The 22,002-nt window shown below is 62.8% G+C and carries 25 protein-coding genes and 1 pseudogene; 14 read left to right on the forward strand and 12 right to left on the reverse strand.

Annotated elements, in window-relative coordinates; genetic code table 11:
* From GZ092_RS11730 to GZ092_RS11740, 3 genes are all read left to right on the forward strand, one after another.
* Window positions 1–1,161: acetyl-CoA C-acyltransferase (locus GZ092_RS11730; RefSeq protein ID WP_293636608.1), on the forward strand; the 1,161-nt coding region annotated here is incomplete at its 5' end.
* 20 nt (window positions 1,162–1,181) lie between these two features.
* Window positions 1,182–1,775 (forward strand): 2-hydroxychromene-2-carboxylate isomerase, encoded by a 594-nt coding sequence (locus GZ092_RS11735; protein WP_293636609.1) that lies wholly within the window; start codon window positions 1,182–1,184, stop codon window positions 1,773–1,775.
* 51 nt (window positions 1,776–1,826) lie between these two features.
* On the forward strand, window positions 1,827–2,603 hold the full coding sequence (locus GZ092_RS11740; RefSeq protein ID WP_293636610.1) for an enoyl-CoA hydratase: 777 nt from the start codon (window positions 1,827–1,829) through the stop codon (window positions 2,601–2,603).
* A gap of 177 nt (window positions 2,604–2,780) precedes the next feature.
* Here the strand turns inward: GZ092_RS11740 and GZ092_RS11745 are convergent, their stop codons facing one another.
* Window positions 2,781–4,475, reverse strand: a complete 1,695-nt coding sequence (locus GZ092_RS11745) for an L-lactate permease (RefSeq protein WP_293636611.1) — start codon at window positions 4,473–4,475, stop codon at window positions 2,781–2,783.
* A gap of 665 nt (window positions 4,476–5,140) precedes the next feature.
* Here GZ092_RS11745 and kdsA point away from each other — a divergent pair.
* Window positions 5,141–5,983 (forward strand): 3-deoxy-8-phosphooctulonate synthase, encoded by an 843-nt coding sequence (gene kdsA, locus GZ092_RS11750; RefSeq protein ID WP_293636612.1) that lies wholly within the window; start codon window positions 5,141–5,143, stop codon window positions 5,981–5,983.
* 40 nt (window positions 5,984–6,023) lie between these two features.
* On the opposite strand, the gene GZ092_RS11755 is transcribed toward kdsA, so the two are convergent.
* Window positions 6,024–7,448, reverse strand: coding sequence for a phospholipase D-like domain-containing protein (locus GZ092_RS11755; RefSeq protein ID WP_293636613.1), 1,425 nt, complete (start codon window positions 7,446–7,448; stop codon window positions 6,024–6,026).
* 240 nt (window positions 7,449–7,688) lie between these two features.
* Between GZ092_RS11755 and GZ092_RS11760 the strand changes: the two genes are divergently transcribed.
* Together GZ092_RS11760 and GZ092_RS11765 are read left to right on the forward strand one after the other, a co-directional pair.
* Window positions 7,689–8,213, forward strand: a complete 525-nt coding sequence (locus GZ092_RS11760; protein WP_293636614.1) for a phasin family protein — start codon at window positions 7,689–7,691, stop codon at window positions 8,211–8,213.
* 149 nt (window positions 8,214–8,362) lie between these two features.
* Entirely contained in the window at window positions 8,363–8,854 is a 492-nt protein-coding gene (locus GZ092_RS11765; RefSeq protein ID WP_293636615.1) for a thioesterase family protein, read from the forward strand.
* 4 nt (window positions 8,855–8,858) lie between these two features.
* On the opposite strand, the gene GZ092_RS11770 is transcribed toward GZ092_RS11765, so the two are convergent.
* Window positions 8,859–10,145 (reverse strand): multifunctional CCA addition/repair protein, encoded by a 1,287-nt coding sequence (locus GZ092_RS11770; RefSeq protein WP_293636616.1) that lies wholly within the window; start codon window positions 10,143–10,145, stop codon window positions 8,859–8,861.
* Between the two features lie 224 nt (window positions 10,146–10,369).
* Here GZ092_RS11770 and GZ092_RS11775 point away from each other — a divergent pair, with 224 nt between their 5' ends.
* Window positions 10,370–10,654: a hypothetical protein gene (locus GZ092_RS11775; protein ID WP_363254478.1), complete on the forward strand. Its 285-nt coding sequence runs from the start codon at window positions 10,370–10,372 to the stop codon at window positions 10,652–10,654.
* 19 nt (window positions 10,655–10,673) lie between these two features.
* Here the strand turns inward: GZ092_RS11775 and GZ092_RS11780 are convergent, their stop codons facing one another.
* Both GZ092_RS11780 and GZ092_RS11785 read right to left on the reverse strand, forming a co-directional pair.
* Window positions 10,674–11,357, reverse strand: a complete 684-nt coding sequence (locus GZ092_RS11780) for a glutathione S-transferase family protein (RefSeq protein ID WP_293636617.1) — start codon at window positions 11,355–11,357, stop codon at window positions 10,674–10,676.
* 35 nt (window positions 11,358–11,392) lie between these two features.
* Window positions 11,393–12,349, reverse strand: coding sequence for a complex I NDUFA9 subunit family protein (locus tag GZ092_RS11785; RefSeq protein WP_293636618.1), 957 nt, complete (start codon window positions 12,347–12,349; stop codon window positions 11,393–11,395).
* Window positions 12,350–12,547: 198 nt separating this feature from the next.
* Between GZ092_RS11785 and GZ092_RS11790 the strand changes: the two genes are divergently transcribed.
* Window positions 12,548–12,991 (forward strand): hemerythrin domain-containing protein, encoded by a 444-nt coding sequence (locus GZ092_RS11790; protein ID WP_293636619.1) that lies wholly within the window; start codon window positions 12,548–12,550, stop codon window positions 12,989–12,991.
* A gap of 106 nt (window positions 12,992–13,097) precedes the next feature.
* Here the strand turns inward: GZ092_RS11790 and GZ092_RS11795 are convergent.
* Both GZ092_RS11795 and GZ092_RS11800 read right to left on the reverse strand, forming a co-directional pair.
* Window positions 13,098–13,544: pseudogene (locus GZ092_RS11795) on the reverse strand (MgtC/SapB family protein); the annotation flags it as partial.
* 100 nt (window positions 13,545–13,644) lie between these two features.
* Complete coding sequence (locus GZ092_RS11800) at window positions 13,645–14,130, reverse strand: acyl-CoA thioesterase (protein WP_293636620.1); 486 nt, start codon at window positions 14,128–14,130, stop codon at window positions 13,645–13,647.
* A gap of 94 nt (window positions 14,131–14,224) precedes the next feature.
* Here GZ092_RS11800 and GZ092_RS11805 point away from each other — a divergent pair, with 94 nt between their 5' ends.
* A complete protein-coding gene (locus tag GZ092_RS11805) occupies window positions 14,225–16,045 on the forward strand; it encodes an ABC transporter ATP-binding protein/permease (RefSeq protein WP_293636621.1) in 1,821 nt (606 codons plus the stop codon).
* Window positions 16,046–16,285: 240 nt separating this feature from the next.
* On the opposite strand, the gene GZ092_RS11810 is transcribed toward GZ092_RS11805, so the two are convergent.
* The 4 genes from GZ092_RS11810 to GZ092_RS11825 form a co-directional block, all read right to left on the reverse strand.
* Entirely contained in the window at window positions 16,286–17,020 is a 735-nt protein-coding gene (locus GZ092_RS11810; RefSeq protein WP_293636622.1) for a succinate dehydrogenase iron-sulfur subunit, read from the reverse strand.
* Between the two features lie 40 nt (window positions 17,021–17,060).
* Window positions 17,061–17,399 carry a succinate dehydrogenase, hydrophobic membrane anchor protein gene (sdhD, locus tag GZ092_RS11815; protein WP_293636623.1) on the reverse strand — a complete coding sequence of 113 codons (339 nt, stop codon included), beginning with the start codon at window positions 17,397–17,399 and terminating at the stop codon, window positions 17,061–17,063.
* Window positions 17,396–17,773 (reverse strand): succinate dehydrogenase, cytochrome b556 subunit, encoded by a 378-nt coding sequence (sdhC, locus tag GZ092_RS11820; protein ID WP_293636624.1) that lies wholly within the window; start codon window positions 17,771–17,773, stop codon window positions 17,396–17,398. The genes sdhD and sdhC overlap by 4 nt, the downstream gene beginning before the upstream one ends.
* Before the next feature lie 130 nt (window positions 17,774–17,903).
* Complete coding sequence (locus tag GZ092_RS11825) at window positions 17,904–18,251, reverse strand: hypothetical protein (RefSeq protein ID WP_293636625.1); 348 nt, start codon at window positions 18,249–18,251, stop codon at window positions 17,904–17,906.
* Window positions 18,252–18,526: 275 nt separating this feature from the next.
* Here GZ092_RS11825 and GZ092_RS11830 point away from each other — a divergent pair, with 275 nt between their 5' ends.
* Both GZ092_RS11830 and GZ092_RS11835 read left to right on the forward strand, forming a co-directional pair.
* Entirely contained in the window at window positions 18,527–18,820 is a 294-nt protein-coding gene (locus tag GZ092_RS11830; RefSeq protein WP_293636626.1) for a DUF2231 domain-containing protein, read from the forward strand.
* Window positions 18,821–18,842: 22 nt separating this feature from the next.
* Window positions 18,843–19,214: a DUF488 family protein gene (locus GZ092_RS11835; RefSeq protein ID WP_293636627.1), complete on the forward strand. Its 372-nt coding sequence runs from the start codon at window positions 18,843–18,845 to the stop codon at window positions 19,212–19,214.
* A 16-nt stretch (window positions 19,215–19,230) separates the two neighbouring features.
* Here the strand turns inward: GZ092_RS11835 and GZ092_RS11840 are convergent, their stop codons facing one another.
* Complete coding sequence (locus GZ092_RS11840; protein WP_293636628.1) at window positions 19,231–19,683, reverse strand: CBS domain-containing protein; 453 nt, start codon at window positions 19,681–19,683, stop codon at window positions 19,231–19,233.
* A 169-nt stretch (window positions 19,684–19,852) separates the two neighbouring features.
* Here GZ092_RS11840 and GZ092_RS11845 point away from each other — a divergent pair, with 169 nt between their 5' ends.
* The 3 genes from GZ092_RS11845 (at window position 19,853) to GZ092_RS11855 (ending at window position 21,974) form a co-directional block, all read left to right on the forward strand.
* Window positions 19,853–20,383, forward strand: a complete 531-nt coding sequence (locus tag GZ092_RS11845) for a hypothetical protein (protein WP_293636629.1) — start codon at window positions 19,853–19,855, stop codon at window positions 20,381–20,383.
* A 387-nt stretch (window positions 20,384–20,770) separates the two neighbouring features.
* On the forward strand, window positions 20,771–21,763 hold the full coding sequence (locus tag GZ092_RS11850) for a LysR substrate-binding domain-containing protein (protein ID WP_293636630.1): 993 nt from the start codon (window positions 20,771–20,773) through the stop codon (window positions 21,761–21,763).
* A 79-nt stretch (window positions 21,764–21,842) separates the two neighbouring features.
* Window positions 21,843–21,974 (forward strand): hypothetical protein, encoded by a 132-nt coding sequence (locus GZ092_RS11855; protein ID WP_293636631.1) that lies wholly within the window; start codon window positions 21,843–21,845, stop codon window positions 21,972–21,974.
* Window positions 21,975–22,002: the final 28 nt, after the last annotated feature.

Below are 22,002 nucleotides of genomic sequence, written 5' to 3' on the forward strand. Positions count from 1 at the left end.
ACGCGCACGCCCATTGGCCGTTCGCACCGGGGATTTTTCCGCAACACCCGGCCTGACGACCTGCTCGTCAATGTCCTCAAGGCCGCGCTGGCCCAGGTGCCGACGCTGGACCCGAAGGCGATTGAAGACATCATCTGCGGCTGCGCGATTCCCGAAGGCCCGCAGGGCCTGAACATCGCCCGCATCGGCGGTGTGCTGGCTGGCTTGCCGACCAGCGTTGGCGGCATCACCGTGAACCGCTTTTGCGCCTCCGGCCTGTCGGCGATCCAGATGGCGGCTGACCGTATTCGCGTCGGCGAGGCTGAAGTGATGTTTGCCGCCGGCACCGAAAGCATGAGCATGGTGCCGATGTCGGGCAATTCGCCGTCGCTGTCGCCCGCCATGTTCGCCAACGACGAGAACGTCGGCATTGCCTACGGCATGGGGCTGACGGCCGAGAAGGTCGCGCAGCAGTGGAAAGTCTCGCGCCAGGCGCAGGACCAGTTTGCCTACGAGTCGCACATGAAGGCGCTCAGGGCGCAGCAGGCGGGCGAGTTCACCGCTGAAATCACGCCGGTCGAAGTGACGGACCGCACGGCCAACCTGGAAACCGGCGAAGTCATCGCCAAAAGCCGCATCGTCAGCCGGGACGAAGGCGCCCGGCCTGACACCACGATCGAAGGCCTGGCCAAGCTCAAGACGCCGTTTGCCGCGCGCGGTTCGGTCACGGCCGGCAACAGCTCGCAAACCTCGGACGGCGCGGGCGCGCTGATCCTGGCCAGCGAAAAGGCCGTCAGGCAATTCGGCCTCACGCCGTTGGCCCGCTTTGTCAGCTACGCCGCCAAGGGCGTGCCGCCCGAAATCATGGGCATCGGCCCGATTGAAGCCATTCCGGCTGCGCTGCGCTATGCCGGCTTGACGCAAAACGACATCGACTGGTTCGAGCTGAACGAAGCCTTTGCCGCGCAGTCGCTGGCGGTCATCAACACGCTGGGCCTGGACCCGTCCAAGGTCAACCCGATGGGCGGCGCGATTGCGCTGGGCCATCCGCTGGGCGCCACCGGTGCGATTCGCGCCGCCACGGTGATCCATGCTCTGCACCGCCACCAGCTCAAATACGGCATGGTGACGATGTGCGTCGGCATGGGGCAGGGCGCTGCTGGCATTTTCGAGCGCGTCTGACCCTTTTTTGAAAGCGCACCATGGGCAAATCGGTAGATTTTTACTTCGATGTCGGCAGCCCGGCGGCTTACCTGGCGTGGACGCAGTTGCCGGCGCTGTGCCTTGAGGCCGGTGCCACGCTGAAATACCGGCCCATGCTGCTGGGCGGCGTGTTCCAGGCCACCGGCAACCGCGCGCCCATCAGCGTTCCGCTCAAGGGCAGCTACCTGTTCGATGACCTCGCCCGGTTCGCCCGGCGTTACGGCGTGCCCTTCAGCCTCAACCCGCATTTCCCGGTCAACACCATCACCCTGATGCGCATCGCCGCCGGGCTGGAAATGCGGGCCGATGCGCGCGTGGTGGTTTACCTCGGGGCAGTGTTCGAAGCCCTCTGGGTGAACGGCATGAACATGGCAGACCCGGCGACAGCAGCCGACGTGCTGCAGGCCGCCGGCTTGGATGCGGCCGAACTGATGGCGCTGGCCGCTGATCCACAGGTCAAGGACCGGCTGCGCCTGCAGACCGAGGCAGCGGTGGCGCGCGGCGTTTTTGGCGCCCCGAGCATGTTGGTGGACGGCATCCTGTACTGGGGCCAGGACCGGCTGGACTTTGTGCGCGAAGCCCTGAGCGCCTGAAATTTTGGCTTGCTGCCAGAATCGTGTTTTTACATTCCCATAGAAAAGCCCATGACCGACATTTCCAACGACATCCTGGTCCACACCGACAGCGGCGTGATGACCATCACGCTCAACCGCCTGGCGCGCAAGAATTCCATCACCGCCGCCATGTACGACCTGCTGGCCGATGCGCTGGATTCGGCCAACCATGACGTGGCGGTCCGCGCCGTGGTCATCCAGGGCCATGAAACCATCTTTTCAGCCGGGAACGACATCGGCGACTTCCTGAACAAGCCGCCGGCCACTCCGGATGCGCCGGTGTTTCGTTTCCTGCGCGGCCTCAGCAGCTTTCCCAAGCCGATCATCGCCAGCGTATGCGGTCCGGCGGTCGGCATCGGCACCACCATGCTGCTGCATTGCGACCTGGTGTATGCCGGCGACAACGCGGCGTTTTCCATGCCTTTCGTCAACCTGGGGCTGTGCCCTGAAGCGGCGTCGAGCTTTCTGGCGGCGCAGCTGATGGGTTATCCGCGCGCAGCCGAAGCGCTGCTGCTGGGTGAGCCCTTCATGGCCGAGACGGCGCTGGACATGGGCCTGATCAACCGCATCGTGCCGCCGGCCGAGGCGAATGCCCTGGCGCAGCGGCAGGCGCTCAAACTGGCGGCCAAGCCCATCACGTCGCTGATGGAAACCAAGCGGCTGATGAAAAAAGGCAATGCCGGAATGGTCGCAGAGCGCATGGCCGAAGAGGGCGCTAGTTTTGGCCGCATGCTGCAGGAGCCCGCCGCCCGCGAGGCGTTCACCGCCTTCATGGAAAAACGCAAGCCGGATTTCTCGGCACTTTGAGCCTTTAGATGCCATATTTCAAGTAAAAATTGCTGTTTCCGCATGCTGGGCGGGCACTCACAGCTCCTTGATTGATAGCACCCAGGCGATGGATGACGAATAAAAAAGCCGCTGTCAGAAACTGGCAGCGGCTTTTTTTCAACATTCGGCAGGTGCGCAATGGCAGCCGCCGTCGGCTTACATCAGCGCATCGGAGACGCCGAGGACATGGATGGCAATCAGCGCCAGCAGGCCAGCCATGATCAGGTAGTAGATCGTGGGAAGGATGGTCATGCGCAGCACCGCGCCCTCGCGCCCCAGCAACCCGACCGTGGCCGACGCCGCCACCACGTTGTGGATGGCGATCATGTTGCCCGCTGCGGCACCCACGGCCTGCGCGGCCACCAGCATCGCTCCCGAGACACCGATGAGATGGGCGGTGTCGAACTGGAACTGCGCCAGCATCAGGTTCGACACCGTATTCGAGCCGGCGATGAAGGCGCCCAGTGCCCCGACCGCTGGCGCAAAGAACGGGTAGACATGGCCCACGCTGCTGGCCACCAGTTCAGCCATGGCCCGTGGCATCGACGGCAGGCCGCCCAGGTTGACGCCCGAGTTGATCAGGATACGCACCATGGGGATGGTGAAGATCAGCACGAAGCCGGCGCCCAGCAATGTGCGCGAAGACTCGCTCACAGCCGCGCGGAGTTCCGAGAATTTCATGCGCTGCAGAAAAAATGTCGCCAGCACCACCATCACGATGATGCCGCCCGGCAGGTACAAAAACTCAATGCTGCCTGACAGGCCGGTCTCGCCAAGAATGTTTTTCCAGCCCAGCACCAGGTTGTTGAGAAAAAATCCTTTCACCTCCGCATTGACGCGCGACAGCACCAGCAGCCCCGCCAGCAGCAGGTAGGGAAGCCAGGCCAGGCCAACCGACATGGCGGGCTTGTCGGCCATGTCGTCCAGCTTGATCTGGATGCTGCCCATCCACTGTTCGGGCCAGTCCTTCGCATCGGCAAAGTCCCAGGTCTTTTTGGGCAGCAAAAACCCCGCCTTGGCGGCGGGCACCACGATGACCAGGCCCACCAGTGCGCCAATGATGGAAGGAAACTCGGGGCCGAGAAAAACACCTGCTGCCGCATAGGGAATCACAAAGGCCAGACCCGCAAACAGCGCAAAAGGCGCGATGGCCAGGCCTTCGGTCCAGGATTTGTTGCGGCCGAAAAACCGCGTCAGCATCATGCACATCAGCAGCGGCATCGCAATGCCGATCAATGCATGCGTGATCGCAACCTCCGAGGTGATCAGCCGGTAAAACGTTTCCCACTCCGACCCCTTGGCCAGCAGCTGCTGGGAAATGCCGGCCTTGTCCAGTCCGCCCGACACACCGACAACGATGGGTGTTCCCACCGCGCCAAAGGACACCGGGGTTGACTGAACCATCATGCCCAGCATCACCGCACCCATCGCCGGAAAGCCCAGCGCCACCAGCAACGGCGCAGCGACGGCAGCCGGCGTGCCAAATCCGGAGGCCCCTTCGATGAAGCAGCCAAACAGCCACGCCACGATGATGACCTGGACCCGACGGTCCGGGCTGATGTTGCTAAAACCGCCGCGTATGGCCTTGATGGCGCCGGAATGTTTCAGCGTGTTGAGCAGCAGGATGGCGCCAAAGATGATCCACAGGATGGCGCCTGTCAGCACCAGGCCCTGAAGGCTCGACGCCAGCACACGGTTGACTGTCATGTCCCAGGCGGTGAGTGCAATCAGCGCCGTCACCAGCAGCACAATGGGCATGGCCCGCTTTGCCGGCCAGTTCAGGCCGACCAGCAGCACAGCGGCCAGCACCAGTGGCGCAAACGCCAGAAGGGAGAGCAGGGTCTGGTTCATGCCGCGAGCCCGACAAAAAGGTAGGTCCTGTCGAAAAAGGCGGGTAACGGGTGTAATGTCATGCGGCTGTCTCCTGGAGGTTTGATGGTTTGCAGGGGCGATTTTTTCGCTCTTGACGGGTTGCACGAGCGCCTCGGCTGTCCGGGCGTGCGTCAATCCGAGGCCGAACTATAGGGACAAAGCGCCTCGCTAGTTTGAATCTTCTTGATGAAGCGATTGCAAAAATTTTGTAGACCTTTGTTTCCGGCTGTGCTTCAAAAGTGTAAAACAACGGAGAAAAGGCGTTGAATCGGCTGGTGAATGGCGCTGATATGAAGCTGTTTGTCGAAGGCGACTGGACACGTTGCGAAACGCTTGCATGACCACAAACGCTGAAACTGGTGGTTGAAGAAGCTGCTCGCACGACTGGATAGACAATAGCCGTCACTGTGTGCTGCTCTTGCTGAAGAACGTGATGCAGCGTTGCAAAACGCCGATGGGCAACAGGCTGCGCGCGCGATGCACAGGAGCACAACGCACAAGTCGCTGTTCGTGTGAACACGATTGATGAAACACTGGCGTCTGCATGACCGGGGGTGTAAGAACTTTTGTGTAAACGGTCAAACGGCAGGAAACTGCTGCACTTCAAGAAACCTTATGAAAAATTTGACTGCCTGGAGATTCACTTGACCACCATCAATAACCACATCAACGTCAGCAACTCCGGGAGCTTCGTCCTGTTCGGCGGCATCAACGTCCTCGAATCGCGCGATTTGGCCTTGCGTTCGTGCGCGGAATATGTGCGTGTCACCCAGAAGCTCGGCATTCCCTACGTCTTCAAGGCCAGCTTTGACAAGGCCAATCGTTCGTCCATCCATTCCTACCGGGGTCCCGGACTCGAAGAAGGCTTGCGGATTTTTGAAGCGGTGAAGGCGGAATTCGGGGTTCCGCTGATCACCGATGTGCACGAGACCTGGCAGGCGGCGCTTGTGGCCGAGGTGGTCGATGTGCTGCAGCTGCCGGCCTTTCTGGCGCGGCAAACCGATCTGGTGGTGGCGCTGGCCAGGACCGGCCGCGTCATCAATATCAAGAAGCCGCAGTTCCTCAGCCCCGCGCAGGTGGCCAACATTGTCGAAAAATTCAGGGAAGCCGGCAATGACCAGCTGATTTTGTGCGACCGTGGCACCTGCTTCGGTTACGACAACCTGGTGGTGGACATGCTCGGCTTCGGGGTGATGAAAAAGGTTTGCCATGACTTGCCGATCATTTTTGATGTCACGCACGCGTTGCAGCAGCGCGACCCCGGGGGCGCCGCATCGGGCGGTCGTCGCCAGCAGGTGGCCGACCTGGCGCGCGCCGGCCTGGCGGTGGGCCTGGCGGGCCTGTTTCTGGAAGCGCATCCTGATCCTGACCATGCCCGGTGCGACGGTCCGAGTGCCTTGCCGCTGGACCAGCTGGAGCCTTTTCTGGCGCAGATGAAGGCGCTCGATGACCTGGTGAAGTCGTTCGCGCCGTTGCCGATCAAATAAGAGCCCTGACCGGGCCTGCCGTTTCTGCGCCGCGCGCTGTTCAGAGCTGAAACGCCAGCCAGCGGATCAAGCCTTCTGAAAACTCGACCATCGCACTCGGGGCTTTTGCGCGGTACAGCCGGGCCGTGGCGCGCTGCTGCTCGATCCAGCAGGCAAAGCGATGCACGTCGGCGGGCCTGAAAAAGGCAATCATCAATTCGTAATTCAGGAACAGGCTGCGCTCATCGAGGTTGGCCGATCCGGCCAGCGCCAGCTCGGTGTCAATGACGACGGCCTTGGCATGGACCATTCCATCGACCAGCCAGACGCTCGCGCCTGCGGCCGCCATCTCGCGCAGGGCGGCTGGCCGTGCCATATCGGCCAGCCGGTGGTTGGAACGGCGCGGCAGCACCAGGTCGACGGTCACGCCGCGACGGGCGGCCAGTGTCAGCGCCATCAGCAGCGTGGAATCGGGCACAAAGTAGGGCGTGATGAGCAGGATGCGGCTGCGCGCCGTGAAGCAGCTGGCAATCAACAGCGAATACAGCGTGTCTTCTGACTGGTCGGGGCCGCTGGCAATCAGCTGCGCGCCCGCCACGTCTGAAGCCGGCTCGGCCAACGCGGGCTGTGGCCTAGCCTTCTGCGCGGCCTGCGTGGCAAAGTCCCAGTCCTGGTCAAAGCGTTGCTGCGCCTGGCGCGCCAGGTCGCCGCGAAAGTCAAAGCTCAGATCGATCCAGGGCGCTTTGGGCGGCTGGCTGGCCGCGTCGCCGACAAAGTATTCAGCCGCCAGGTTGCGGCCCCCGGACCACATCCGCTGGCCATCGGCCATCACCATCTTGCGGTGATTGCGCAGATTGGTTCGGCCAGGCAGTGGCGAGCGAAAAGGCGAGACGAACAGCGCCACCTGCACGCCGGCCGCCGACAGCGGCTTCAGGTCGGGCCGTCCGCCCAGGTACACGCCGATGCCGTCCACCAGCAGGCGCACGCGCACGCCGCTGCGCGCCTGCTGCATCAGCAGTTCGCTGACTTCCCGCCCCAGGGCGTCGCGGCCGAGCAGAAAAGTGCAGATGTCCAGCGTTTGTCTGGCCTCCAGCAGCACGCTGCGAAGTGCGGCCAGTGCTTCTTTTCCATTCCGGTGAATGGCCAGCTGCTCGTAGGTCGCAGCGCTCGGAAGGCCCATGGCTGCGGCCAGCTGCTGGAACCGGTACGCCGGCGCGCCTGACGGGGGTCCGTTGACTGGCACGGCAGGCGTGTCACGCAGCAGCGGGCCACGCGTCACCTTGCGGCTGCCGAACAACAGGTACAGAGGAAGCGCCAGGTAAGGCATCAGCGCGAGCGACACGACCCAGGCAATGGCTGCCGACGGGTGCCTGCGCTGGCGCCGGGTGTGCGAGGCGATGACGTAGACCATCAGCCCCGACAGCGTCACCAGGCCGTGTACCGTCAGCCCCCACTGGCTGAGGAACTCATGCAGGCGGGGCATCATGAAACCAGCGCCTGGCAGCGTTTCAGGCTGGCAACTGTTGGCTTTGATCGGGACGGGCAGATGTGCATCGAACCACTATATCGCCGTGGATGCGCGATCACTGCGGTCAAGTCATACCGAAAAATCCGAGGGTTTCCACTATTTACAACGACGGACAGAAAGCATGCTTGCGTTAAAAGTCGTGTGATGGTGTAATTGCTGCACTGCAACATTTATTTGACATCAACCCAAGGAGCCACCATGAACTTCACCAACGACCAGCTGATCGCCACCCAGAAATCCAATGTCGAAGCCTTTGCCGGCCTGTCGGAAAAAGCATTCGCCAGCTTTGAAAAGCTGATCGAGTTGAACATGGCCGCTTCCAAGGCCCTGATGGGCGAGTCCATCGGCCACCTGCAAGCCCTGACCGAAGTCAAGGATGCCCAGGCCCTGATGACCCTGCAATCGGGCATGGTCAAGCCAATGGCTGAAAAAGCAGCGTCCTATAGCCGCCACCTGTATGACATCGTGTCCGGCAGCAGCGCCGATTTCACAAAGGTGTTCGAATCGGCCAGCGCTGAATCGCAAAAAGCCGTCACCGAATTGCTGGAAACCTCGCTGAAGAATGCACCGGCCGGTTCCGAAGCCGCTGTGGAAGTCTTCAAGTCCGCCATGACCGCCGGCAACAATGCCGTCGAAACCGCCCAGAAAAGCGCCAAGCAGGCTGCGCAACTGGTCGAGTCCAACATCTCCTCGCTGTCTACCGCTGCCCAAAAAGCCGAGTAAACACTGATGCAGATCCCGGGGCGCTCAACGCCCCGGCAGCACATGGCGGCACCTTCGGGTGCCGTTTTTGTTGGCGGTCGTGCAATTTTCCGGCCGGGTGCGCCGGCAGGCCATCACGATCCGGCATGCGCTCGCCGACAATGCAGGCCATGACCAAACACCTGATCCATCCAGCGACCGTGCCCGAGTTTGAAGAGGAGTTCATCACCGGACTCAAAGCCATCTTCGAGGAAAAAATCGTCTTCAACCAGCTGCTCGGCCTGCAGATCACCTCGCTCAAGGCCGACCGGGTCACGGCCCGCATCGACATGCGGCACGATCTCATCGGCCATCCGGCCTACAACCGCATCCATGGCGGCGTCATCAGTGCCGGGCTGGACGCCATGGGCGGGCTGGCGGTGATGGCGGCCATTGGCGCCCGTCACATGGACGACACCCCGGAGCAGCGGCTGCAGCGCTTTCACAAGCTTGGCACGATTGACTTGCGCGTGGATTACCTGCGCCCCGGCATCGGTGCGCATTTCGAGCTGCGCGCCGAAGTGATGCGCCTGGGCTCGCGCGTGGCGAGCACGCGCATGGAGTTTCTGGGCGCAGACGGCAAGCTGCTCTCGACGGCGGCAGCGGCCTACATCGTTTCCTGAGGGCTCAAGGCGAAGCCGCCAGCGCTGGCGCAAACACCAGACGCTGGCTGACGGCCTCCACCCGCGCCCGGTGAATCCACTCGCCGATCTTCGGGCCGCTCTGGCCGGCCGCCATGGCCTGGGTGGCCACCTGCTCGGTTGCCACGCTCTGGGCCGCAGCCAGCGCTGCCAGCAGGCGGGGCCGCTGCGGGTAGGGCGTTTGCTCTAACCCCAGCCGGCCGCGCGCATCGCATTCGCAGGCCAGCAAGATGTCGGCAAACCGCTGCGGCTTGCGAAACGCATCGCAGCGCTCCAGCAGGCGCACCACGGCGGCGGGGCTGAAGCCTGCGCTGCGGTGGATGTTACCGTGCTCGCGCGCCACCACGTCGGCGATTTCGCGGCACTCCACCGGCACGCGCAGGCGCTGGCACACGCCCTTGAGCAGCCGGGCGCTGCGTTCCTCGTGACCGATGTGGCGCGGCAGCGCATCGGCCGGCGTCGTTCCCTTGCCCAGGTCGTGGCACAGGCAGGCAAAACGCACCGGTAGCGGCGCACCGAGTTGCGCCGCCATGTCCAGCACCATCAGCAGGTGGATGCCGGTATCGACTTCGGGATGGTATTCGGCCCGCTGCGGCACGCCCCACAGCCGGTCCACTTCGGGCAGCAGATGGCGCAGCGCACCGCATTCGCGCAGCACGTCAAGCATGCGTGAGGGCTTGTGCTCCATCAGGCCGCGCGCCAGTTCCTGCCAGACGCGCTCGGGCACCAGCGCATCCACCTCGCCGTCTTCAACCATTTCGCGCATCATCGCCAGCGTTTCGGGCGCGATGGAAAAGTCGGCAAAGCGCGCCGCAAACCGGGCCAGCCGCAGGATGCGCACCGGGTCTTCACGGAAGGCGTCGGTGACGTGGCGCAGCACCCTGGCCTGCAAATCGCGCTGGCCGCCGTAAGGATCGATCAAGGCACCAAAATCAGGCTCAAAAAGACCTTTTACGCTTTCTGGATGTGCGGGTGCAGCTATTGAATTGATAGTCAGGTCGCGCCGCGCCAGGTCCTGCTCCAGCGTGACTTCGGGCGCCGCATAGACCTCGAAGCCCCGGTAGCCGCGCGCGCTGTTGCGCTCGGTGCGCGCCAGGGCGTACTCTTCGCGGGTTTGCGGGTGCAAAAATACCGGAAAGTCCTTGCCGACCGGCAAGAAGCCCTGCGCCGTCAGGGCCTCGGGCGTGGCGCCCACCACCACCCAGTCGTGGTCCTGCACCGGCAGGCCCAGCAATTTGTCGCGCACCGCACCGCCGACCATGTAGATTTTCATGCGGGCAGTTTAGCGCCGCCATGAAGGCAGGGATGGACCTGTGCTGGCAGGCTGTTGACCCGCTGGCGCAAGCGCCGGTTTCCTACCGCGTTTGTCGAATATCACCAGCGCCGGCCGGTAGGCAGTCCGGGGATGCTTTGGGTATCCGGGCCACGCCATACCGTGTGGCCGGAATGCCTTGAAATGGACGACACCTCCATGCTTTTTTCCGTATCCGAAAACCCTTGTTCCGGACCCTTGACGCCTTGCCTGCCGTGCCCCGCCAGCCAGGAGGCCGCATGGATCTGCTGAACCTGGTGCAATGGCCGGCCATGCTGGTCACCGTGGTGGCGTCCTGGTATGTGGCGTCCAGCCGCAAGGGCAAGCGCAACTGGGGCTTCTGGCTGTTTCTGGCCAGCAATGTGCTGTGGATCGTCTGGGGCGTTCACACCGGCGCGCCGGCACTGATCGTGCTGCAGGTCTGCCTGGCGGCGATGAATATCCGCGGGGCGATGAAGGCGCAGGCTTGACGCCCGGCCTGTGCCGGGTTCAGCGCTGCAGGCGGTAGGGTTCCTCGAACGCGCGAAAGTCGTTTTCCGCCAGCGCGCCGGCAATCCACCCCTTCACGCCGGGCATGGCGCACAGGCGCTCGATATAGGCGGCAATGTCGTCAGGCACCGGAAGGGCATAGCTTTTGAGCCGCATGCAGACCGGCGCGAAAAAAGCGTCGGCAATGCAGAAGTCGCCAAACAGCATCGGCCCCTCGTGTCCGGCCAGCAGCTCACGCCACATGGCGACCAGGCGCGCCACGTCGGCGCGCACGCCAGGCTTGTCGCGCCAGACCAGCTGGCCGGCGCTCGCCAGGTCGGCCTCGATGTTCATCGGGCAGGCGCCACGCAGGGCGGCAAAGCCGCTGTGCATTTCGGCGCAGATGCTGCGCGCCCGGGCCCTGGCCTGAACGCCTTGCGGCCAGAGGTTTTTTTCAGGAAAAAGCTCTGCCAGGTATTCGGCAATCGCCAGCGTGTCCCAGACCCTGAAGCCGTCGTCGTCCAGCACCGGAACCTTGCCCACCGGGCTGACGGTGCTGATCTGTTTGCGGAACTCTGAACCCTCGTCAAAGGAATCGAAGCGAACGACGATATCTTCAAAGGCAATGTCGGCCTGCGTGAGCAACACCCACGGCCGCATTGACCAGGACGAATAGTTTTTGTTGCCGATGTAGAGCTTGAGCATGGGGTTTCCGGGTGAAGGTCAGGGTAGGTAAAGGTTCAGAACCGGCCGGAGGTTTTCCGTTTCGCCATCAGGCCGCTGCGCAAACCCCGCGCGCCCAGATAGGTCGGGCCGATCGCCGCCAGCGACGCCGGCGTGATGCCCAGTGCCTGCAGTCCGGGCAGCTTGCCGGTGGCGACGTTGTCGGTCTTCATGGCGTCCAGGTTGTCGCGGCTGAGAACCGGGTCGCCGGGCGCCAGTTCCATGAAGAAAGCCTGCACCCGGGCCAACGCATCGGGCAGGCCGATGACCGGCCGGCCCTGGCCATGGGCAATGCCGGCGTAGCGGCCGGCCAGCTGCACCAGCTGGCGCAGCGTGAAGACATCCGGGCCGCAGGCTTCATACACCTGGCCGATGGTCTCGGTGTCCTCCAGGCATTGCACCACGGCGCTGGCCACGTCGCCGACCCACACCGGCTGGAAGCGCGCCTCGCTGCCGGCCAGCGGGATCACCGGAAACACCTGCTGCAGACTGGCGAAGGTGTTGAGAAACTTGTCGTCCGCGCCAAAGATGACGCTGGGGCGCAGCACCGTCACGTCCAGCCCGGAGCCGAGCAGGGCGGCTTCGCCGCGCGCCTTGCTGCGCTGGTACATCGATGCCGATTCGGTGGAGGCGCCCAGTGCGCTGATGTGCACCAGCCGCCGTACGCCGGCGGTTTTGCAGGCGCGCACCAGGTTCAGCGGCCACTGCACATGCGCCTTTTGAAAGGCGTCTTCCGAGCCGTGCAGGATGGCGATCAGGTTGACCACCGCGTCGTGCCCGGCCACCAGCGCGGCCAGCGCTGCAGCGTCATGCAGATCGATCTGCGCCACGTCCACCAGCGGCAGCAGTTGCAGGTGCCGGGCGCTGGCGCTGCGGCGCGTGGCCACGGTCACGCGGCACTGCAGCTGGTTGAGCTTTTCGCAAACCTGGGTGCCGACAAAGCCGGTGCCGCCAAAGATCAGAACTTTTTTCATAAGGCCTAATTTAGCGTGTTTAACGGGGTTTTCCCTGAAAACCTGTTTTTTTAAGGCCTCAATCCTGCGGGATTGCCAGAGCATCCGGGTTGTGCGACCGGCCTGGCAGAAAAAACCGGTGGCTGGCGCGCAGCAACGCGGCCATCTCTCGCCCTTGGCCTACATGCCAGCCTGCCGCCTTGTTCGCATAATGAACCGATGAACATTTTCGAAGCATTGCGCATCAGCCATGTGACCCAGCGCGCACTGGCCGACAACCTGATCCTGACGCAGGGCGATACGGCTGAAAGAGCGTCGATCTTCCGTTCGCTCAAGCTTGAACTGGCAGCGCACGCGGCGGCAGAAGAGCGGTTTTTTTACGTGCCGCTGATCGCGCATGACATGACGCAGGAGCCTTCGCGCCATGGCATTGCCGAGCACCACCAGATGGACAAGCTGGTCGAGGCGCTGGACGCCACCGACCCCAGCTCGCCCGCCTGGCTGGCGGCGGCACGGGCGCTGCATCACAAGATACATCACCACCTGGAAGACGAGGAACACAGCGTCTTCCAACTGGCCGGCAAGGTGCTGGGCGAGGACGAAAAACTGTCACTGGCGCGCGACTACGAAGCTGAATTCGTCTCGCAGCGCCTGAAGGACTGATCACCGCATCGACCGGCGCTGTTTGGCAGCAGACCCAGTGCCTGTCCTGCCCAACACTTTCGTCAACCACCAGCGCTTCTGGTTTTTCCACCAGCCTGACCAGGCGCGGTATCACGCTGAAGATGGCCAGCGCCAGCAGCGTGCTCATCACGGTCGTGGACTCGCGCCCCATGCCGGCAGCCACGCCAATGGCGGCGGTCAGCCAGATGCCGGCAGCGGCCGTCAGGCCCCTGACCTTGTCCTCGTTGTCGCCCTTGAGAAGGGTGCCCGCGCCCAAAAAACCGATGCCCGCAATGATGCCTTGCACCACGCGGCTGACGGCATCGTCTTCCATGCCTGACTGCTGCGACAGCAGCACGAACAGCGCCGCGCCCATGGCCACCAGCATGTGGTTGCGCACACCGGCCGCCTTGCCTTTTTGCTCGCGCTCGATGCCCAGCAAGCCGCCCAGCAGCACAGCCAGCGTCAGGCGAAGCAAAATCCGGGTGACCTGCGCGGCATCGGGCAGGTCGGAAAATTCACAGGCGATGGTCTGCGCCACCTCCTGCCACATGCCTGAACCCATTGGAACTCCCTGTATTCAACTTTTTTAGAGTCAAAAGTACTCGTTGCGTATAGCTGGTATACATAAGCCGCTATTTATTCAATAGCAATCAAGGCCTGGCGATCTTTTGCGGCTTGCCGGCTTCGTCAATCGCCACGTAGGTCAGGCTGGCTTCGGTGACTTTGTAGTAGCGGCCCTGCGCCCGGAAACCTTCGGCAAAGACCTCGACCTGCACCGTGATCGAGGTATTGCCGATGCGGGTCACGGTGGCAAAGAACGACAAAATGTCGCCGACCCGCACCGGCTGCTTGAAGATGAACTGGTTGACGGCCACGGTCGCCATGCGGCCATCGACATAGCGCGCCGGCAGCACCGCGCCGGCCAGGTCCACCTGCGCCATCACCCAGCCGCCAAAAATGTCGCCGTTGGCATTGCAGTCGCGTGGCATCGGGATCACCTTGAGCACCAGTTCCTTGTCGGTCGGCAACTGGCCATGCAGGGCGCGGGTTTCCAGGTCGGCGGCGGCAACGGCGCCGGGGGCAGCGGCAGCGCTGGCGCCGGTATTGGCCGGCAGGGCGCTTGATTCGGGGGACATAGGCACAATCTCTGAGGTTTGAAAAATGACTCTCCAACGATTGTGACTTATGCGCTCCCGAGCTTCCACCGCTGATTCCTATCCGGCACCTGCCATGGCAACCCCAGGCGCCCTGGCGGCCCCCGCGCCTGTGCGTTCCGACTGGGCGACACTGAAAAGACTGTTCCCCTACCTGTGGGAATACAAGTGGCGCGCCCTGGCCGCGCTGACTTTCATGCTGGGCGCCAAGCTGGCCAACGTCGGCGTGCCGCTGCTGCTCAAAGACCTGGTCGATACCCTGAGCCTCAAGCCGGGCGATGTGCAGGCGGTGCTGGTCGTGCCGTTGGCCTTGCTGGTGGCCTATGGCCTGCTGCGCCTGTCCACCACGCTGTTCACCGAGCTGCGCGAACTGGTGTTTGCCAAGGCCACCGAAGGCGCGGCACGGCGCATTTCGCTTGAAGTATTCCGGCATTTGCATGCGCTCAGCCTGCGCTTTCACCTGGAGCGCCAGACCGGCGGCATGACGCGCGACATCGAGCGCGGCACACGCGGCGTGCATTCGCTGATCTCTTACTCCCTCTACAGCATCATCCCCACGCTGATCGAGGTGACGCTGGTGCTGAGCCTGTTGGCAATCAAGTTCGATGTCTGGTTTGCCGGCATCACCCTGATTGCGCTGGTGTTCTACATCACCTTCACCGTGACGGTGACCAACTGGCGCACGCAGTTTCGCAAGACCATGAACGAGCTGGATTCGCTGGCCAGCAGCCGCGCCATCGACTCGCTGCTCAACTACGAAACCGTCAAGTATTTCAACAACGAGGAGTTCGAGGCCAGGCGCTACGACGAGAACCTGGTGCGCTACCGTGCTGCTGCCATCACCAGCCAGCGCACGCTGAGCATGCTCAACGCCGGGCAGCAGCTCATCATTGCCTTTGGCCTGGTGGCGATGCTGTGGCGCGCCACGCAAGGCGTGGTCGATGGCCGCATGACGCTGGGCGACCTGGTGATGGTCAACGCCTTCATGATCCAGCTCTACATTCCGCTGGGTTTCCTGGGCGTGATCTACCGCGAGATCAAGCAGAGCCTGACCGACCTGGAAAAAATGTTCACGCTGATGGAAAAAGAGCGCGAGATAGCCGATGTGCCCGGCGCGCAGCCGCTGCGAATCGAATCGACACCTGCGGTGCGCTTTGAAAACGTCAGCTTTGCCTACGACCCGGCGCGGCCTATTTTGCACAACGTGAGCTTCGAGATTCCGCCCGGCAAGACCGTGGCCGTGGTCGGCTCGTCGGGCGCGGGCAAGTCGACGCTGGCGCGGCTGCTCTACCGCTTTTATGACGTGCAGCAGGGCCGCATCACGATTGGCGGGCACGACATCAAGCAGGTCACGCAGGCCAGCGTGCGCCAGGCCATCGGCATCGTGCCGCAGGACACGGTGCTTTTCAACGACACGGTCGAGTACAACATCGCCTACGGCAAACCCGGTGCGACGCATGAAGAGGTCGAGGAAGCCGCCAGGGCCGCGCGCATCCACGATTTCATTGCTTCGACGCCGACGGGCTACCAGACGATGGTTGGCGAGCGCGGCCTGAAGCTGTCAGGCGGCGAAAAGCAGCGCGTGGCGATTGCCCGCACGCTGCTGAAAAACCCGCCGGTGGTGATTTTTGACGAAGCCACGTCGGCGCTGGATTCGGCCAATGAACGCGCCATCCAGAGCGAGCTGCGCACCGCTGCGCAAAACAAGACCACTTTGGTGATTGCGCACCGGCTGTCCACGGTGGTTGATGCGCACGAGATACTGGTGATGGACGATGGCCGCATCGTCGAGCGTGGTCACCACGCCGCCTTGCTGGCCGCCAACGGCCGCTACGCCGACATGTGGGCCATGCAGCAGCAGGCGAGCGAGCGGATTATGGACGAAATAGGGGTTTAGCGCTTATGGTGCCGGGGCAGGAAGCTATCAATAAAGAAGCGTTATGGCCAGAGCAGCGGTGCTGGCCAAATCCATCTGATGCACGGCAGTTGTCATCGGACGCGGCGTGAAACACGCTTCCCAGACGCTTTGCGACGTGTAGCTGGAAACGCTCCAGCGCCTGCCTTCGACCCATCCGGCGCGCTGCGGATGCCAACAGCGCACCCACCCGTCGCCTAGAGCCAGCTATTGATTCAGTCGCTAGCGGATGGGCGGCACGCGGTGGGTTTCCAGCCCGCTGTCTTTTTCCACGCCCAGCATCTTCAGGCGGATCATCTCGATGGCATGCACCGGCTCCAGGCCTTTGGGGCAGACCTCGGCGCAGTTCATGATGGTGCGGCAGCGAAACAGGCGGTAGGGCCCGCTCAGGTTGTCGAGCCGCTCGTCGGTGGCGCGGTCGCGGCTGTCGGCGATGAATCGGTAGGCCTGGATCAGTCCGGCGGGGCCGACGAACTTCTCCGGGTTCCACCAGTACGACGGGCACTGGCTGCTGCAGCAGGCGCACAGGATGCATTCGTAGGCGCCGTTCAGCTTGTCGCGATCGGCCGGCGACTGCAGCCGCTCCTTCTCCGGCGGCGTCTCGTCGTTGATGAGGTAGGGTGTCACCGAGTGGTACTGCCGGAAGAAGTTGGTCATGTCGACCACCAGGTCGCGAATGATCGGAAAGCCCGGCAGCGGGCGCAGCACCACCGGCTCCCTGAGGCTGGCGACCCGCGTGACGCAGGCCAGGCCATTGCGGCCGTTGATGTTCATCGCGTCCGAGCCGCAGACGCCCTCGCGGCAGGATTTACGCAGGGTCAGCGTCGGGTCCTGCGCCTTCAGCCGGACCAGCACGTCGAGCAGCATGTGGTCGCTGTGGCCGAGTTCGATCTCGTAGTCCTGCAGGAAGGGCTTGTCGTCCGTCTCGGGGTTGTAGCGGGAAATGGAGAGTTTCATGAAGCGCTTCCGGTCAAGGGTTTTGGGTCTGTCGGCGCACTCAGCCCTGCGCCCGCCAGAGGATCCAGACAAGCCACACGGCCATGCCGAGAAGGCCCGCGATCAACACGCCCAGCAACACGGGACGCAGCCGGGCCGGCCGCACATAGTCGAACAGCACATCGCGCAAGCCCACCCCCATGTGCCCGAGCAGCGCCGCAAAAAAGACAAACAGCGCCATCGACATGCCCGGATGGCCGATCCAGGCGTGCCACTCGCTGTAGGTGTGGCGCGGACGCAATGACAAGGCGCCCACCACGAACACGATGAAGAGCAACATGTAAACGGCACTGACGCGCTGCACCAGCCATGCCGGCAAGCCGGAGGTTTGCGCCTTCACAGCCAGACTCCCGCTGCGACCAGCGCCGCGGCCAAGCCGCCGACGTTCACCCACCAGGCGCTGCGCCGTGCGGTGACAAAGGTCGAGCCCACGCTCATATCGGTCAGAAGATGGCGGATGCCTGCCAGCATGTGATGGGTCAGCGCCCAAAGCTCGATGAACACGACCGCCTTGATGGCCGGATGACCGAACAACCCCGTCGCGTCGTCGAAACCCTGCTCGCTGCGCAGCGAAAGCTCCAGCAGGTAAACGAGGACCGGAACACTTGCCGCCAGCAAGACGCCTGTCACCCGGTGCGTGATGGACGTGAGCGCGCCCACCGGCATCTTGATCTGCAGAAGGTTCAGGAAAACAGGACGGGAAGAATGTTTCATGCGCGTGCCTTTCGTTGAACCCTGAAAGCGCCGTAACGGTCGAAAAGCGGTGTGCCGCGTCGTGAAGCGGCGCACCCGGACAATGCCTGCGCACCGGCATCATTTGCCGTGCCGCAGTATTCAATTCAATTCAGTTCTGATAATTTCGATGCAGGGAACCGTCTTGATGGCCCGTCGGCATCGCGCCGCCTTCGTTTTCCCAGCGTGCGGCTGATCGCCGTTCCGATGTACTGTCCCGCAGGGCGAGCTGCTCGGCCGAAACACATGCGCGGACCGCCAGACGCCGGTCAAGGCGGTGCAGTACGTACCAAACTGCCAGAGCACCGCCGGTGCATAAAAGCAATCTCATGGCTTGATGCCAGCGAACATCGCCGCTTCCAGTGCCAGTGGCCAGTTGGTTTCCAGTGTTGGATCTGCAGGCCAGCATGATGGAGTTCTCACCGTCGTCGTTTGCCTGTCGTTCATGAGCGTTTTGCATTTCAGCGTTTGCATTTCAGTCGAACGGACACCCGGACAAAGATACAGTTTCTCCCCGTGCATGATGCGAAGCCTTAGGACATCGCCTGTATCCATGCCCCGAACACCGCTTACAGCAGCGGACAACGGCGAAGAAGAAGATCAAGGTTATTCCAGTCGGTGACCTTTTCACGCAGGGCAGTGGTCGTGCGCGAAATGCGCACAAACCAAGCTGGCGGTAGGGCGCCCCGGCAGCAAACGCCGCCAGATGTCACCCAGCTTTCAGGAGTCGATGCCATGGCCATACGCTTGCAACAGATGCAACCCGCCCTTGTTCACCTGCCAATCACCTTGCTGCACCTGGCGGCCGGCGCCGATTTGCTCGGTTGCCTGACTGGCAACCGGTCGCTCCATTCGTTCGGTCAGAAAACCACTGCAATTGCGGCCTTCGGAGCCGTCGCCTCGGCGGTCACCGGGCTGATCGCCGCAGAGGACGTCAACGTCGAGGGCGACGCGCGCGACATGCTGATGACGCACCGCAAGCTGAACTTCGCCGCCACGGTGGTCGCCAGCATCCCGACGTTCGCCTGATCGCAGACGAAACGGAATCTCGATGGCCACTGCACGCATTCCAGCCCGCCACGTCGCTCTCAAGCGGGCGTACGAGCCCGCCACCGCCGAAGACGGCAACCGCATCCTGGTCGACCGGCTGTGGCCGCGTGGCGTCTCGAAGGCCGACGTGGCAGTGACGCAATGGATGAAAGAGATCGCGCCCAGCACCGCGCTGCGCCAGTGGTTCGGCCACGACCCGACGCGCTGGGGAGAGTTCCGCCTGCGCTACCGGGATGAGCTGCGCCGCAACGCCGAATTGCTAGGCCAATTGCGTTCATTGGCGCGGGCCGGCAAACTGACGCTGGTTTATTCCGCTCATGACGAGGTGCACAACGACGCGGTGGTTTTGCGCGAGATGCTGCTGGGACGCTGACCGCCGGCCTTTACTGTTACTGGTAGCCTATTCCCATCACGTAGTCGCGCAGCAACGACTCTTCGTACTGCTCTTGCGTCAACAGTTCGCGCAACGCATCCCGTGCGTTGATGACGCCCGACGGAATGGCGTGCTGATCGACCACGGGCACATGGACAAAGCCCCGCGCCTGCATCATCGCCAGGACATCGGCCAAGCCATCGGCAGGATGGCAAAAAGCGACATCGCGCGTCATCAGGCTGGCAGCCGACGTGGTGCAGGCGCTGCCCGCGCAGTGACCAATGCAGCGCACGACGTTTGTCTTGGTGATGACACCCGCCATGCGGCCATCAGTCTCGCAGACGACTACGAGACTGATGTGGGTGTCGGACAGCAGCGTTGCCACGTCCCTCAAGAGTGCGTCAACGGGAACCGTGATCAGCCGCGAACGGGCGACGGCTTCGATGCTACTGACAAGTTTGGAGTTCATTGTTACTTCCTGATGCCACGGTTTCAGGGATATTGGCAAACTTCAGGCAGACAGTAGCACGAAGTCGGGCGTCGATCGACCCCGCCCGCAGTGAGGTCGGCCAGAGGCCGGCTCGCAGGGCGATTCAACGCGTCGCAAAATGCAAAAAATTCATGCCAAGGAACACTCGATGACAAACCATGAGGGCAACCCGCCAGCGTACCGGTCCGGATCGCCCGACGACCCGCCGCAGTCGATGCTGGGCGAGGAAGATCCGGAGTCAGCGCTTGACCTGTGCCTCTCGGTCCCCCCGACGTTTGCTGTCCAAACCGGCATAAATACCGAGACAAAAGAGGACGATGCCGTCATGGCAGCGCGCGCACTGCAGCTTGGCGAAGCGCTTTCACGATGCGATCACAACGCGGGTGAAGGGCCGGCCTGCCCGCAGGACACCTTCATCGCGGGCGAGGTGCAAACCGAAGTGCATCTCACCAACGCCGAACTGAAGCAACTGCAACTCCGCGTGATCGCGCTGGAGAACCTGGTGACCGCGTTGTTGGCCGAAGCCTCCGACCGGCAACTCGACTTGGCCGGCGCCCTTGCAGCCCATATCGCGCCCAAGCTCGGTTTCACGCCACATCACCTGACGATCCACGCTTCGCGCCAGATGAAACACCTGATCCGCCGTGCCGGCGTCCTCAAGGCCATGCCGCCTTCCTGAATCCAAAGTCGCTGCGTGGGAGAAGGGCAGTAATTACGGGTCAGTACCGTTGCATCGTGCATTCTTTTTGCTCTACCCATGTTGTGTGGAATTGCCTGGAATCTGCCCTGTCGCATTCAGGGCATGCACCAATTTCGCTAATTTGAACGCATTTTCAATAGCCTGCGCCGCGTCGACCAAGGCCAGAACGTTGCGCTTCTGCGCGATGCAGGCGGCCCCCGTTGCGACATCGGTGCTGGCAGTCCGGACGCGTCGTTGGCGCCCTCACCGCGCATTGCGACGGCGTGGCTGCCTTGGTGCAGGCACGCCACCTCGGTTGTTTTATGGCAGGCAGCACACCGCTCGGGATGCCATGTTTCTTTGGTCAAACGCTCCCATAATCCCCACATGGAAACCAAATGGCTGGAAGATTTCGTCTCGCTCGCTGAAACCCGCAGCTTCAGCCGGTCCGCGCAATTGCGCCACGTCACGCAGCCGGCCTTTTCGCGGCGCATCCAGGCGCTCGAAGCCTGGGCCGGGACCGATCTGGTGGACCGAAGTTCCTATCCGACGCGGCTGACGCCGGCCGGCCAGACGCTTTACAACCAGTCGCTGGAAATGCTGCAGGGCCTGCAGTCCACCCGGGCGATGCTGCGCGGCCACACGTCGGCCGGCCAGGACTTCATTGAATTTGCCGTGCCGCACACGCTGGCCTTTACCTTCTTCCCGGCCTGGGTCAGCAGCCTGCGCGACAAGTTCGGCCCGATCAAGAGCCGGCTGATCGCGCTCAATGTGCATGACGCAGTGCTGCGCCTGACTGAAGGCAACTGCGATTTGCTGATTTCCTATCACCACGATTCGCAGCCTTTCCAGTTGAGCGCCGACCGCTATGAAATGGTGTTGCTGGGGCGCGAGGTGCTGGCGCCATTTTGTCGCGCCACGGCGGACGGCCAGCCCGAATTCCGTTTGCCCGGGCGCGCCGGCCAGCCGCTGCCCTACCTGGGCTATGCGCCCGGCGCGTATTTGGGGCGCATGGTCGAGCTGATGCTCAAGCAGGCCGGCGTTCCCATCCACCTGGACCGGGTGTACGAAACCGACATGGCCGAAGGCCTCAAGGCCATGGCGCTCGAAGGGCACGGCCTGGCCTTTTTGCCGCTGAGTGCGGTGAAAAAGGAACTGCGTTCACGAAGGCTGGTCAGCGCCGGCAGCGGTCTGGAAATCACCATGGAAGTGCGGGTCTACCGCGAGCGGCCTAGCGCGCGCCATTCGGCCAAAAGCCACGCGCAGGACCTGTGGGTCTACCTTCAGTCGCAGGCCAACAGCAAGGACAAGGCGGCCGGACTGGGGTTGCTGCTGGCACCACGCCCGCCGGCAGACAAGACGCCGACGACCAACTTATGAAAATTTTGCATAACTGTCCACGCAAACGGCATTGGCGCTTTCAAGATTGCAAATTACAGTTCGTCACACATGGTTTTTGATGACTTTTCTGATGCAGGGTTTTCAGCGTGAAACGCGGGTTGCCGGCGAACTCGGCGGCACAAAGATTGCTTCAATGAAAACCATGAGTGCCGGAGCTGTCAAAGCCCTGGGCGACGTCGTTACCGAATGACCATTGTGCCGCCCAACCCGGGTAAACC

Origin of the sequence: Polaromonas sp. (assembly GCF_010365105.1) — a bacterium.
Classification (GTDB): Bacteria; Pseudomonadota; Gammaproteobacteria; order Burkholderiales; family Burkholderiaceae_C; genus Polaromonas.

Coding starts and splice junctions, on each gene's coding strand:
- GZ092_RS11735 (WP_293636609.1), top strand. CDS start 1,182: ATGGGCAAATCGGTAGATTTTTACTTCGATGTCGGCAGCCCGGCGGCT.
- GZ092_RS11740 (WP_293636610.1), top strand. CDS start 1,827: ATGACCGACATTTCCAACGACATCCTGGTCCACACCGACAGCGGCGTG.
- GZ092_RS11745 (WP_293636611.1), bottom strand. CDS start 4,475: ATGAACCAGACCCTGCTCTCCCTTCTGGCGTTTGCGCCACTGGTGCTG.
- GZ092_RS11755 (WP_293636613.1), bottom strand. CDS start 7,448: ATGATGCCCCGCCTGCATGAGTTCCTCAGCCAGTGGGGGCTGACGGTA.
- GZ092_RS11760 (WP_293636614.1), top strand. CDS start 7,689: ATGAACTTCACCAACGACCAGCTGATCGCCACCCAGAAATCCAATGTC.
- GZ092_RS11765 (WP_293636615.1), top strand. CDS start 8,363: ATGACCAAACACCTGATCCATCCAGCGACCGTGCCCGAGTTTGAAGAG.
- GZ092_RS11770 (WP_293636616.1), bottom strand. CDS start 10,145: ATGAAAATCTACATGGTCGGCGGTGCGGTGCGCGACAAATTGCTGGGC.
- GZ092_RS11780 (WP_293636617.1), bottom strand. CDS start 11,357: ATGCTCAAGCTCTACATCGGCAACAAAAACTATTCGTCCTGGTCAATG.
- GZ092_RS11785 (WP_293636618.1), bottom strand. CDS start 12,349: ATGAAAAAAGTTCTGATCTTTGGCGGCACCGGCTTTGTCGGCACCCAG.
- GZ092_RS11790 (WP_293636619.1), top strand. CDS start 12,548: ATGAACATTTTCGAAGCATTGCGCATCAGCCATGTGACCCAGCGCGCA.
- GZ092_RS11800 (WP_293636620.1), bottom strand. CDS start 14,130: ATGTCCCCCGAATCAAGCGCCCTGCCGGCCAATACCGGCGCCAGCGCT.
- GZ092_RS11805 (WP_293636621.1), top strand. CDS start 14,225: ATGGCAACCCCAGGCGCCCTGGCGGCCCCCGCGCCTGTGCGTTCCGAC.
- GZ092_RS11810 (WP_293636622.1), bottom strand. CDS start 17,020: ATGAAACTCTCCATTTCCCGCTACAACCCCGAGACGGACGACAAGCCC.
- sdhC (WP_293636624.1), bottom strand. CDS start 17,773: ATGAAACATTCTTCCCGTCCTGTTTTCCTGAACCTTCTGCAGATCAAG.
- GZ092_RS11825 (WP_293636625.1), bottom strand. CDS start 18,251: ATGCAAAACGCTCATGAACGACAGGCAAACGACGACGGTGAGAACTCC.
- GZ092_RS11830 (WP_293636626.1), top strand. CDS start 18,527: ATGGCCATACGCTTGCAACAGATGCAACCCGCCCTTGTTCACCTGCCA.
- GZ092_RS11835 (WP_293636627.1), top strand. CDS start 18,843: ATGGCCACTGCACGCATTCCAGCCCGCCACGTCGCTCTCAAGCGGGCG.
- GZ092_RS11840 (WP_293636628.1), bottom strand. CDS start 19,683: ATGAACTCCAAACTTGTCAGTAGCATCGAAGCCGTCGCCCGTTCGCGG.
- GZ092_RS11845 (WP_293636629.1), top strand. CDS start 19,853: ATGACAAACCATGAGGGCAACCCGCCAGCGTACCGGTCCGGATCGCCC.
- GZ092_RS11850 (WP_293636630.1), top strand. CDS start 20,771: ATGGAAACCAAATGGCTGGAAGATTTCGTCTCGCTCGCTGAAACCCGC.
- GZ092_RS11855 (WP_293636631.1), top strand. CDS start 21,843: ATGACTTTTCTGATGCAGGGTTTTCAGCGTGAAACGCGGGTTGCCGGC.